The organism is Bradyrhizobium sp. USDA 4472, from assembly GCF_054058595.1.
Genome location: NZ_JBSSAM010000001.1, coordinates 6,868,216 through 6,880,439 on the forward strand (window position 1 = coordinate 6,868,216; position 12,224 = coordinate 6,880,439).

Consider the following 12,224-nt stretch of genomic DNA (forward strand, 5'->3'; position numbering starts at 1 on the left):
GCGATCCCTGGCGCGGCAAGCGGCCCGACATCGGGCAATTCAGGAGTTCGGACAGCGCCTGGAACTGGCTGGGGAACCTGGATTCGAACCAAGACAAACAGAGTCAGAGTCTGTTGTGCTACCGTTACACCATTCCCCAACGGAATAGTCGAACAAATTCAATATCATACTGATTTGTCCGACTGCGGCCGGAAGCGCTGACAGCGCAAATCACGGCTCAGGCGTGCAGCCTTCTACCTGCTCGTCCCCGGGCTGGCAAGCGCTGGGTGGATCACCAGCTTCCTCCATCTTGATATTGGCGGCCTTGATCACCTGCCGCGGCGCCGACGGCTAGAACGCGACCTCGTACATCCCAAGGATCGCATCCCGGCTCAGATCGCGCGGGTTGTTGTCGAGCAGGCGCCTGATGGCATACGCCTCGTCCGCCATCACGCCGAGATCGGCCTTGGGCACGCCGAGTGCCGACAGCCGCATCTCGACGCCGAGATTCTTGCAGAACGCGTAGGTCGCATCGAACGCAAGCTTGGCATCGTTCCGCTCCGGCAGGCCGAGTGCCGCCAGCACCGCAAGCGTCTTCCCCTCCTCCGCGGGCATGTTGAACGCCAGCGTGTGCGGGAAGATCATCGCGCAGGCGAGACCGTGGGCGATGTGATGACGCGTGCCGAGCGGATAGGCCACCGCATGACCGGCGGTGGTGTTCACCGGGCCGAGGCAATAGCCGCCATAGAGCGAGGCGAGCGAGAGGCCGGCGCGGGCCTCGCGATCGCCGCCATCGGCCACCGCGCGCTTCAGATAACGCCCGACCAGCCGCGCGCCCTCGAGCGCATAGAGGTCGATCGTCGGATGCGCCTTGCGGCTCGTGTAGGCCTCGACGCAATGCGCCAGCGCATCGACCCCGGTGGCGGCCGTGATCTCCTTCGGCACCGTCATCGTCAGGTCGGGATCGACGATGGCGATATCGGCCAGCATGAAGCGGCTCTGCACCGCCTGCTTGTTCTGGCTGACGGGATCAGTGACCAGCGCACGGGTGCCGGCCTCGCTGCCGGTGCCCGAGGTGGTCGGGATCTGCATCAGCGCGACGCTGCGGCCCGCGACCTTTTCCGGCCCGACGATGTCGGCAAAGGCGACATCACCGCTGCACATCACCGCGACCAGCTTGGCGATATCCATCGCGCTGCCGCCGCCGAAGCCGACGACGAGATCGGGCCTGGCTTGTTTCGCCATCGCCACCGCCTTCTCGAGATTGGGCAGATCGGGCTCCGGCTTCACCTCGCCGAACACTTTCACGGCGCCCGGCAGCGCCAGCTTGTCGACGCGGCGCGCATTGAACGGGTCGGAGATCACCAGCGGACGCTTGGCGCCGATCCGTTCGGCAAAGCGCGCAGCCGCCGTGATCGTGCCGTTGCCGAACTCCAGGATGGTGGGGCGGAGAATTTCGATGGGCGTGAAGGCGTTGGTCATCTCAGGCTCGATCTCTTGGCTTGGAAACACCGGCGGCGAGCCGCTCGGCATAGTCGATGGCCTCGATCAGGCTGTGCTCGTTGGCGATGCCCTTGCCGGCGATGTCGAAGGCGGTGCCGTGATCGACGGAGGTGCGGATGATCGGCAGGCCCAGTGTGATGTTGACGCCGGAGAGCTCCTGCCAGCGGCCGGTGGCGGGATCGACCTGGAAGCCGAGCAGCTTAACCGGAATGTGCCCCTGATCGTGATACATCGCGACCGCCGCATCGAACTGGCCGGCGCGCAGCTTGACGAAGATGGTGTCGCCCGGCACGGGACCGACCACGTCGAGGCCGTCGGCGACGGCCTTGGCAATCGTCGGCGCAGAGACGTCGATATCCTGCCGTCCGAACAGACCGCCCTCCCCGGCATGCGGGTTGAGCGCGGCGATCGCGATCTTCGGCTTGGCGATCCCGAGCCGCAGCAGCGCGTCGTTGGTGAGATCGATCACCATGCGCAGCCGCTCCGGTGTCAGGCGCTTCGGCACGTCCTCCAGCGCGACGTGGGTCGAGACATGGCTGACGCGCATATTGCCGTGGGCGAGCAGCATCACCGAGCCGCGGACGCCGGTGAGATGCGCCAGCATCTCGGTATGTCCAGGGAAATGATAGCCGGCCTTGTTGAGGGCTTCCTTGTTGAGCGGCGCGGTGACGATCGCCGCGGTGCGCCCGGCCTGTGTCAGCCGCACGCCCTGCTCGATCGCCTTGTAGGCAAAGCGGCCGCCGTCGGCGCTCAGCACGCCCGGCTTGATCGGATCACCCTCGGCATCGGCCTGCAGATAGCAGAGGTTGGGCCAATCGCGGTCGTCGGCCGTGACTTGCGGGATTGCAACGTCCGCGCCGATCGCGGCCTTCGCGCCGTCCAGTGCCGCGCCGCTGCCGATGATCAGCAGGCGAAGATCGCCTTTCGCGATCCGCTCCTTCAAGCCGAGGCAGGACTTGACGATGATCTCCGGCCCGATCCCGGCGGGATCGCCCATGGTGATGGCAAGGTGACGAGAGGTCATGATGGACTCTCCATGTTGAGCAATTGATTGTCTCGAAGCAGATCGCGCCACAGCTCGCGCGTGCCGAACGCTCCGGATTTCGAGATGACGTCGACGCCGGCCCAGCGGCCACCTTGCAGCACCGAACGCGGAAGGCCCGGCACGATGCGCCCTGTCACCTGAAGCGCATGCGCACCGAGTGCAAGGCATGCGGCCTTCAGGGTCTCGCCGCCGGCAACGATCAGCGTTCCCGGAGGATCGAGCGCCGCCGTCAGCGCCGTCAATTCGCGCGCAATCCGCTGCGCGGCGCCGGCGCGCGACAGTCCTTCGGCAAGAGAGAACTTCACCAACGCCACGTTGTCTTCGGCCAATTTGCGTTGAACGATTGCGCTACCCTCGCCCTCGGCGAGCGCGACGGTGACGTCGCCACAGGCATCCAGCTGTGCCGCGGTGGCGGCCTGGTCCGAGCCAAACAGGCCCAGCACCGGCAGCTTCAACTTCGAACGCGCGTCCGACCGGTGGCCGCGCGCGAGCGCGGCGGCGAGCCCACCGCTGCCGCACCACAGCACCGGCCCCGGCATGCGCTGTGCCATCTCGACGACGCGATCGAGATCGAGATCGCTCTCGGCATCGAACACCTGAACGCCGCCTTGCGCCAGGGTATCGGGGCCGCCCCGTCGCGCCTTGATGCCGCCCCGCTTCAATTGATCCAGCAGATTGTCGCCGACGCGATGCCAGTCCCCCGCCACGGTGCGCGCATATTGCTGGGCATCGACAGTGCGGCGGCCCTGATAGCCGAAGGCAGGCGCAACCACGCACGACGTCCAATGCCCGGTGCTCAGGCAGGCGCCGAGCTCGGCCGCCCAGGCACCGCGAAGCAAGCTGTCGATTTTCTTATAGGCGATCTCGCCGTCGCGAAGCAACGACACCAGCCGAGTGACGATCTCGACGCTTTCGGCTTTCGAACGCTCCCGGGTGCCGCTGTCGACCGCGAGGCTTGCAGAGCTGGAACGCGGAGGCGCATCCGCCCAGATCACATCGAACGGCCCGCACAGACCCACGAATTCCGCCGCGGTATCGAGCGCACCGGTGAGATCGTCGGCGAGCATGCGGACGCGTGTCATCGACATGCCGCTCCCCTTTACGCGGCTGACGCGAATGCGGCGGCCTTCGCGAGCAGCTCTTTCCGTTGCGCCGCCGGCAACGTCTCGAGCGGCGGCCGCAGGCGCTGCCAGCCGGCGTGACCGGTGCGCTCGGCCATCAGCGCCTTCAGGGGACGGCATCTGGGCGAAGCGCGAGACCAGCTCGCGCGCCTTCACAATGCGCCCCTGCGCCGCCTTCAGCGCCGCATCGTCGTCGCTGTCTCGGAAATGCTTGAAGACATAGGCGAGATCGCGCGCGACGAGGTTCGAGGTCGCGGTGATGCAGCCACCGCCGCCCTTGCGCAGCAGCGGCAGCAGCAGCGGGTCGGCGCCCGTCAGCACCGAGAAGCCGGGGAAGCGCTCGACCATCGCCGTCATGTTGGCGAAGTCGCCAGAGGAGTCCTTGATGCCGACGATGGTCGAGGGATAGGCCGCCCGCAACCGTTCGATCAGCGCATGCGAGATCGGCTGCATCGACATTTGCGGGATGTGATAGAGCACGATCTTGAGCTTGGCATGACCAATGCGCTGGATGATCTCGCTGTAGGCGGCATAAACGCCGTCGTCGCTGACGTTCTTGTAGTAGAACGGCGGCAGCATCACCACGGTGTCGACCCCGACGGAGAGCGCGTGGCGGGTCAACGCGACGGTGTCGGTGAACGCAGCGACGCCGGTGCCCGGCAGCAGCTGGTTCGGCCTGATGCCGCCGGCGACCACGGCCTCCAGCAGCGCGGTGCGTTCGGCAACCGAGAAGGAGTTCGCTTCGCCCGTGGTGCCGAGCATCGCAATGGCATCGCAACCTTCGTCCAGGAGATAGCGGCAGTGCGCGATGAAGCGCGTATGATCGGGCGCAAGCTCGGCGTCGAGCGGTGTCAGCGCGGCGGAGAACACGCCAAGGGGGTGCAAGGACTGCGGGTGCAAGGACTGGGGATGCAGCGATGATGCGGACAAGGCTTCCTCCGATCGGTCAGATCGATATTGTTCGGAATGCGAACATTTGTTATGATATGCTCCGTTGGTAAGATCAGGCTGCCGCCGCGTCAAGGGCTGTGGCAGTCAGGCAGGGCATTCAGGCATGGCCAAGGTCGAAAAGAAGACGGCAAAGCGCGCATCCGACGCGGCTCCCAAGACATCGGACACCAAAAATCCCAAGAACCATGTCGCTTCGGTCGGCAAGGCCTTTGCCGTGCTCAAAAGTTTCAGCAGCGAGGCGTTCGAGCTGACGCTCAGTGAAGTTGCCGTCCGCGCCGATCTCGATCGCGGCACGGCGTTCCGGCTGATCCAGACCTTGATCGAGCTCGGCTATCTGCAGGCGGTGCCGCAGAGCCGCCGGTTCCGCCTCGGTCTCGCCTGCCTCGACCTCGGCTATACCGTGCTGTCGCACGGATCCTTGCGCACCATCGTCGAGCCGATGCTGCGCGACCTGGTGCCTGATGTCGGTGATGCGGCCTCGCTCGGCATCCTCGATGGCGGCGATGTCATCTATCTCGCGCGTGTCAGCGCGGGCCTCGACCGCTACAAGATGGACCGCCGGCCCGGCACGCGCATCCCCGCCTACAGCGCCGCGCTCGGCCATGCCATGCTGGCGCATCTTGAGCGCGACGAGCAGATCCAGCGGCTGGAGTCGCGCCCCCGCGTCAAGCTCTCGGAGCGGACGCTGACTGATCTCGATGCTTTGCTGGCCCGGCTCGATCAGGTGAAGAAGAAAGGCCACGCCGTCTCCGATGGTGAGAACGCCTATGGCCTGCGTACACTGGCGACGCCGATCCTCGACGCACAGGGTTCAGTGATCGCGGGGCTAAGCGTCACGGTCGATGCAGCTCGTATGGATATGCCGACTTTTCGCGACCAGGTCCTGCCAAGGCTGACGCAGCTGACGCACAAGGTGCAGGACATCACGATCAAGTCGGGCATGTCGAGCTGAGCGCTCAAGCCTGATCCCGACGTCGGCTATTCCGGGACGAGGGTAGCAAGCGCGGATTCGATGATGGTGATTTCCCGGCTCACCTGCGCGACCGCCTGCTTGGGATCGACGCCGGTCACAGCTACCAGTTGCCGCAGCAGATCCTGGCGATGCGCCAGAATATTCTCCAGCGCATCGCGATCGTTCAGCCTCACATAGCCCTCAACGATCAATTCGACGGAACGGGACATGGCACTCACAATGCGAAGCTGTTTTCTGATCGGTCGAAACTATCGCGCTGGCGCGCGGCTGCGGGAATCAAGTGGCATAAACCTTGACAGGTAAGATTAATGGTCGTGCAACGCATTGGCTAAACAGCGATGCGGTCGAAGTCGGCGGCAATCCGGACGTTCGGAAACATCCTGGCTGCTTCCGCCAGGATCTCGTCATCCTCATAGCGGCCTGACAGATGCGTCAGCACAAGCTGCCGGACATTATTCCCAGCCGCGAACCTCGCCGCCTCGGCCGCGGTGAGATGGCCGTAGTCTCGTGCCGTCGCCGCGTCCCGATCCAGAAACGTCGCCTCGATCACCAGCAGATCGGCATCCGTCACGTGCTTCGAGAGTCCCTCGGTGGTCTCGATGTCGCCGATGACGACCAGCTTCCTGCCGCCGCTGGGAGGGCCGAGGACCTCCTCGGGATCGATCGTTCGGCCGCCTTCAACCGTGACCGGCCGACCCGCGGCCAGTTCTCCGCGCATGGGGCCATCGGGCACGCCAAGTGCGGACAGTCGATCGGACAGAAGATGGCGCCGCGCGCGACTCTGGAATGAGAAGCCAAAACTGTCGGTGTCGCGATGGCGGACCGGAAAACAGTCGATCGTGAAGTCGCCTGCGTCGGCGACCTGCCCTTCGAACAGCGGCACGAACTCGATCGCGATCGGCGCCCGGTCCGCGCCCCAAAGGCCTGCAAGCAAGCGGATGACCACGTCGAGCGTTTCAGGCCCGCCATGAATGGTCATCAATTCGGAGGTCTGCCGCAGCCCCAAGGTCGAGAACAGGCCGGGGATACCGAGCACGTGATCGAGATGACCATGCGTGAGCAAAATGCGATCAAGCCGCCGAAAGCCGGCGCCACTCCGCAGCAGCTGGCGCTGCGTACCTTCGCCGCAATCGATCAGCATGCGTTTGCCCGCGACTTCCAGGAGGATTGCCGGATGATTGCGCTCTGCGGAGGGAACGCTGGCCGAGGTGCCGAGAAATGTCAGGGCGAACATGCGTGACTCGTTTTCGAGGAGGCCGCTGAGCCCTAGCCTTGCTCCGACTGCGCCTCGACGGCCTGCACGGCGACATCGGCAACCTGTCGCAACGCTTCGCGATCCGACCCTGACGAGGCCATCACGCCCATGCCGACAGAGACCGCCGAAACGTAGCGCGCGAGCGCGGCGGGATCCGACGTCGGCTTGAGATCACCTTCCGCCTTGGCGCGCACAAAGCGGTCGCGGAGCTGGTCTTCGTTCTGGGCACGGCGGGTGGCGAGCTCGAAGGGGACGTTTTCGGATCCGGTGCCGCAGGCGATACCGCCCTGCACGAGCAGGCAGCCGGGCGGATTGGCGGGGTCGGTCTGCTTTTCGGCGATGCCCTTCAGCATTCGCTCGGCGACCTCGCGGGCAGTCGGCGCCGCGACGACTTCATCCATCCACGCACCGCGCAGTTTGGTGTAGCGGTCGAGGGCAGCCTTCAGCAGGCCCTCCTTGTTGCCGAAACAGGCGTAAAGGCTCGGCGGGTTGATGCCCATGGCCTCCGTGAGCTGGGCAATCGTGGCGCCCTCATAGCCATGGCGCCAAAACACTTCCATCGCCTGATCCAGCGCGATGTCGGCGTCGAATTCTCGGGGGCGTCCCATGCCCATGTGCCTGTCTCCTTGGAATGGCGGCTCGCCCCAACCTAACGCCACATTCTATCTAATTGTTCTAGCTTTCTTTTCCCTTCCGCCTTCCGATATCTGCGGTAAGCGGCTACAATTTTCTTAGTGAATGATACATAAGTCTCTTGCGCTGCGATATCCAGCTCCACATCTGTAGTGGACATTACATATCTGGAGCGCGCAAATGCCCCCCTCCCCAAGCACCTCGCGTCCCCGCCGTATCCGCCGCATGCTCGGCGGCGTTGCTGCCATGGGCACCCTCGCCATAGCCGGCTCCCTCGCGACGGGGCACTACTTCCGTTCAGCGCAAGCGACCGCAACAGCGGCCGCGGCTGAGCAGGCCGTCTCCGTGACCGTCGCGATGATCGAGCCGAAGCAGACCGTGCTGTGGGACGATTTTTCCGGCCGGTTAGAGGCCATCCAGCGCGTCGAGCTTCGTCCGCGCGTGGCGGGTGCGATCCTCTCCACCAACTTCACGGAGGGCGCGCTCGTGAAGGCGGGCGACGTCCTGTTCAAGATCGATCCTGCGCCCTATGAGGCCGAGGTCGACAAGGCCAACGCGCAGCTCGAAGCCGCAAAGGCGCGCGCGGTGTTCACCCAGAGCGAGCTCGACCGCGGCGCGCAGCTGGTCGGCAATGCCGTGGTGACGCGGCGCGACTACGACCAGCGCGACAACGCCAATCGCGAAGCCATCGCCAACGTCAAGGCGGCGGAAGCGACGCTCCAGACCGCAAAGCTCAATCTCGACTACACGGAAGTGCGCGCGCCCGTGGACGGCCGCGTCGGCAAGATCGAGGTCACCGTCGGCAATCTCGTCGCCGCGGGCACTGCTTCGCCAGTGCTGACGTCGCTGGTCTCGGTCAATCCGATCTACGCGTCGTTCGATGCTGACGAGGAGGTCGTGCTGCGGGCGCTGAACGCGATCGCAGACGGCACCGGCAAGCGCGGCAATCTCGACCAGATCCCGGTGGAGATGGCGACCTCAGGCGGTCTCTCCGCCAAGGGCCACATCCAGCTGATCGACAACCAGGTCAACGGCCACAGCGGCACCATCCGTGTGCGCGCGGTATTCCCCAACGACGACGGGCGTCTCATTCCCGGCCAGTTCGCTCGCGTGCGCATGGGCCAGCCGAAGCAGCAGACGCTCGTGATGATCGACGAGCGCGCGATCGGCACCGACCAGGATAAGAAGTTCGTGATGGCCGTCGGCGACGACAGCCGCGCGGTCTATCGGCCGATCACGCTCGGTGGCTCGGTCGACGGCCTTCGCATCGTGACGGCGGGCCTCAAGACCGGCGACCGCATCGTCGTCAACGGACTGCAGCGCGTGCGCCCCGGGGCCCTCCTCAAGACCGAGGTGGCTGCGATGGGCGCGCGCGGACAGCAGGCCTCCAATCACAGTAACCAGGACGTGGTGCAACGCTAGTTACGTTGCCGGGACACGCGACACGCGCCCGGAACGACGACTTGACGACCAAGGCATCGCATCTCGATTCCGCGTTCGCGGGCAAAGCCCACGTCCCGGACAACGGGATAGGTGTCGCTCGCGCAGGGGCTCAAAGTTCTTCATCGATCGTCCGATTTTCGCCGGCGTGCTGTCGGTCGTGATTTTCCTGGCCGGGCTGATCTCGCTGCTGGCAATGCCGATTTCGGAATACCCCGACGTCGTGCCGCCCTCCGTCGTGGTGCGCGCGACCTATCCCGGGGCCAATCCCAAGGTCATCGCGGAGACCGTGGCTACTCCTATCGAGGAGCAGATCAACGGCGTCGAGAACATGCTGTACATGTCGAGCCAGGCGACCACCGACGGCGCGATGACGCTGACGGTGACGTTCCGGCTCGGCACCGACCCCGACAAGGCGACGCAGCTGGTGCAGAACCGCGTGCAGCAGGCCGAGCCGCGTCTTCCGGCCGTGGTCCGTCAGCTCGGCATCATCACCAAAAAATCGTCGCCCGACCTCACCATGGTGGTGCATCTGTTGTCGCCGAACAACCGCTACGACATGACTTACTTGCGCAACTACGCGGTGCTCAACGTCAAGGACCGTCTCGCGCGCATCGACGGCGTCGGCGACGTCCAGCTCTACGGCGCCGGCGACTATTCGATGCGGGTCTGGGTCGATCCGCAAAAGGCGGCCGAGCACGGCCTGACGGCAAGCGACATCGTTAAGGCGATCCAGGCGCAGAACGTCGAGGCTGCGGCCGGCGTGGTCGGCTCGTCGCCGAACGTCAAAGGAATCGATCTGCAACTGTCCGTCAATGCCGAGGGACGGCTCGGCAACGAAGAGCAGTTCGGCGACATCGTGGTCAAGACGGGCTCGCAGGGCGAGGTCGTGCGCCTGCGCGACGTCGCGCGTATCGAGCTCGGCGCATCCGAATATGGCCTGCGCTCGCTGCTCGACAACAAGCAGGCGGTGGCGATCCCGATCTTCCAGGCACCAGGCTCCAACGCGCTCGAAATTTCCGATCACGTCCGCGCCACCATGGCCGAGATCAAGAAGAACATGCCGGAGGGCGTGTCGTACCAGATCGTCTACGATCCCACCCAGTTCGTTCGCTCCTCGATCGAGGCCGTGATCCACACCCTGCTGGAGGCGATCGCGCTGGTGGTGCTGGTGGTGATCCTGTTCCTCCAGACCTGGCGCGCTTCGATCATCCCCCTGCTCGCTGTCCCCGTGTCGATCGTCGGCACCTTCGCGGTGATGCATCTGTTTGGCTTTTCCATCAACGCGCTCAGCCTGTTTGGCCTGGTGCTCGCCATCGGCATCGTCGTCGACGACGCCATCGTCGTGGTCGAGAACGTCGAGCGCAACATCGAGGGCGGGCTGTCGCCCCGCGACGCGACCTATCAGGCGATGCGCGAGGTGTCCGGGCCGATCATCGCGATCGCCATGGTGCTGATCGCGGTATTCGTTCCGCTCGCCTTCATCTCCGGTCTTACCGGTCAGTTCTACAAGCAGTTCGCGTTGACCATCGCGATCTCGACCGTGATCTCGGCGGTGAACTCGCTAACGTTGTCGCCGGCCCTGTCGGCGCTGCTGCTCAAGGGCCACAACGAGCCGAAGGACCGGCCGACGATCGTCATGGAGAAGAGCCTCGGCTGGTTCTTCCGCCGCTTCAACCGTGCCTTCACCTACTCCTCCAACAGCTACAGCGGCACCGTCACCAAGGTGATCTCGGGCAAGGCTGCCGTGATGGGCCTCTACGTAGCGCTGGTCGGCCTCACCGCCTTGCTTTTCCAGCAGGTGCCTGGTGGATTCGTGCCCGGCCAGGACAAGCAATATCTTGTTGGATTCGCTCGCTTGCCCGATGGCGCCACGCTGGATCGCACGGAAGAAGTGATCCGTAAAATGAGCGACATCGCACTAACCCAACAAGGCGTCGAAAGCTCCGTCGCCTTCCCTGGCCTGTCCATCTCCGGCTTCACCAACTCGTCCAACGCCGGCATCGTGTTCTCGACCCTGAAGCCGTTCGATGAGCGCAAGAGCCCGGCCCTGAGCGGCAATGCGATCGCGGCCGATCTCAACAAGAAGTACGCCGGCATCCAGGACGCCTTCATCGCCATGTTCCCGCCGCCGCCGGTCAACGGCCTCGGCACCATCGGCGGCTTCAAGCTGCAGATCGAGGACCGCGCCGGTCTCGGCTACGAGGCGCTGAACGACGCAACGAAGGCGTTCATGGCGGCGATGCAGAAGGCGCCGGAGATCGCCGGCGTGTTTTCGAGCTTCCAGGTCAACGTGCCGCAGTTGTTCGCCGACATCGACCGCACCAAGGCGCTCCAGCTCGGTGTACCCGTGACTGAAGTCTTCAACACGCTCCAGATCTACCTCGGCTCCTACTACGTCAACGACTTCAACAAGTTTGGCCGCACCTATTCCGTCTATGTCCAGGCCGATGCGCCGTTCCGCGCCCGCGCCGACGACATCAGGCAGTTGAAGGTGCGTTCGTCCTCCGGCGACATGGTGCCGTTGTCGGCGCTGATGACGATCCGCCAGAGCGCGGGGCCTGAGCGCGCGATCCGCTACAACGGATTCCTGTCGTCCGACATCAACGCGGCGGCGGCCCCCGGCTTCTCGTCGGGCCAGGCACAGGAGGCAGCCACGCGGATTGCGGCGGAGACATTGCCGCCCGGCTTTGCCTTCGAATGGACCGACCTGACCTATCAGGAGTTCATCGCCGGCAATTCCGGCCTCTGGGTCTTCCCGCTCGCGATCCTGCTGGTGTTCCTGGTCTTGGCAGCGCTCTATGAGAGCCTGACGCTCCCGCTCTCGATCATCATGATCGTGCCGATGGGGCTGCTGGCCGCCATGTTCGGCGTGTGGCTCTCGAAGGGTGACAACAACGTCTTCACCCAGATCGGCTTGATCGTGCTTGTCGGCCTCTCCGCCAAGAACGCCATCCTGATCGTCGAATTCGCGCGCGAGCTTGAATTCGCCGGGCGCACCCCGATCCGGGCTGCGATCGAGGCGAGCCGGCTGCGGCTGCGCCCGATCCTGATGACGTCGATGGCCTTCATCATGGGCGTCCTGCCGCTGGTGCTCTCGACCGGCGCCGGCTCCGAGATGCGCCGTGCGATGGGCGTCGCCGTGTTCTCGGGCATGATCGGCGTCACCGTGTTCGGCCTGTTCCTGACGCCGGTGTTTTATGTGCTGCTGCGGACGATCACCGGCATGAAGCCGCTGGTCCATCATGGCAGCGATATCGGCGCGGCGGCAGCCCAAGGTTCGATCACCCGTCCCGGCCACTAGATGGCGGCGCGTTGTGGGTG

Annotated in this window: 9 protein-coding genes, 1 tRNA gene and 1 pseudogene; 3 read left to right on the forward strand and 8 right to left on the reverse strand. The window is 64.9% G+C overall.

Going from position 1 to position 12,224, the window contains the following annotated elements; genetic code table 11:
- Nucleotides 1-65 precede the first annotated feature (65 nt).
- From ACVWZ4_RS32445 to ACVWZ4_RS32465, 5 genes and pseudogenes are all read right to left on the reverse strand, one after another.
- Nucleotides 66-139, reverse strand: a tRNA-Gln gene (locus tag ACVWZ4_RS32445).
- Nucleotides 140-330: 191 nt separating this feature from the next.
- Entirely contained in the window at nucleotides 331-1,461 is a 1,131-nt protein-coding gene (locus tag ACVWZ4_RS32450; RefSeq protein ID WP_456741958.1) for an iron-containing alcohol dehydrogenase, read from the reverse strand.
- A gap of 1 nt (nucleotide 1,462) precedes the next feature.
- Nucleotides 1,463-2,506, reverse strand: a complete 1,044-nt coding sequence (gene pdxA / locus ACVWZ4_RS32455) for a 4-hydroxythreonine-4-phosphate dehydrogenase PdxA (protein WP_456741959.1) — start codon at nucleotides 2,504-2,506, stop codon at nucleotides 1,463-1,465.
- Nucleotides 2,503-3,609 carry a four-carbon acid sugar kinase family protein gene (locus tag ACVWZ4_RS32460; RefSeq protein WP_456738154.1) on the reverse strand — a complete coding sequence of 369 codons (1,107 nt, stop codon included), beginning with the start codon at nucleotides 3,607-3,609 and terminating at the stop codon, nucleotides 2,503-2,505. Before ACVWZ4_RS32460 ends, pdxA begins: the two co-directional genes overlap by 4 nt.
- Nucleotides 3,610-3,626: 17 nt before the next feature.
- A pseudogene (locus tag ACVWZ4_RS32465) lies at nucleotides 3,627-4,548 on the reverse strand (dihydrodipicolinate synthase family protein).
- 154 nt (nucleotides 4,549-4,702) lie between these two features.
- Here ACVWZ4_RS32465 and ACVWZ4_RS32470 point away from each other — a divergent pair.
- On the forward strand, nucleotides 4,703-5,551 hold the full coding sequence (locus ACVWZ4_RS32470; protein WP_456734851.1) for an IclR family transcriptional regulator: 849 nt from the start codon (nucleotides 4,703-4,705) through the stop codon (nucleotides 5,549-5,551).
- Between the two features lie 26 nt (nucleotides 5,552-5,577).
- Here ACVWZ4_RS32470 and ACVWZ4_RS32475 read toward each other — a convergent pair whose 3' ends face one another.
- From ACVWZ4_RS32475 to ACVWZ4_RS32485, 3 genes are all read right to left on the reverse strand, one after another.
- Nucleotides 5,578-5,781, reverse strand: a complete 204-nt coding sequence (locus tag ACVWZ4_RS32475) for a hypothetical protein (protein ID WP_456703106.1) — start codon at nucleotides 5,779-5,781, stop codon at nucleotides 5,578-5,580.
- Nucleotides 5,782-5,900: 119 nt separating this feature from the next.
- Nucleotides 5,901-6,806: a ribonuclease Z gene (gene rnz, locus ACVWZ4_RS32480; protein ID WP_456741960.1), complete on the reverse strand. Its 906-nt coding sequence runs from the start codon at nucleotides 6,804-6,806 to the stop codon at nucleotides 5,901-5,903.
- 32 nt (nucleotides 6,807-6,838) lie between these two features.
- Nucleotides 6,839-7,441 (reverse strand): TetR/AcrR family transcriptional regulator, encoded by a 603-nt coding sequence (locus ACVWZ4_RS32485; protein ID WP_456703104.1) that lies wholly within the window; start codon nucleotides 7,439-7,441, stop codon nucleotides 6,839-6,841.
- 199 nt (nucleotides 7,442-7,640) lie between these two features.
- Here ACVWZ4_RS32485 and ACVWZ4_RS32490 point away from each other — a divergent pair, with 199 nt between their 5' ends.
- Both ACVWZ4_RS32490 and ACVWZ4_RS32495 read left to right on the forward strand, forming a co-directional pair.
- A complete protein-coding gene (locus tag ACVWZ4_RS32490; protein ID WP_456741961.1) occupies nucleotides 7,641-8,882 on the forward strand; it encodes an efflux RND transporter periplasmic adaptor subunit in 1,242 nt (413 codons plus the stop codon).
- Nucleotides 8,883-9,024: 142 nt separating this feature from the next.
- A complete protein-coding gene (locus ACVWZ4_RS32495) occupies nucleotides 9,025-12,204 on the forward strand; it encodes an efflux RND transporter permease subunit (RefSeq protein WP_456790513.1) in 3,180 nt (1,059 codons plus the stop codon).
- Nucleotides 12,205-12,224: the final 20 nt, after the last annotated feature.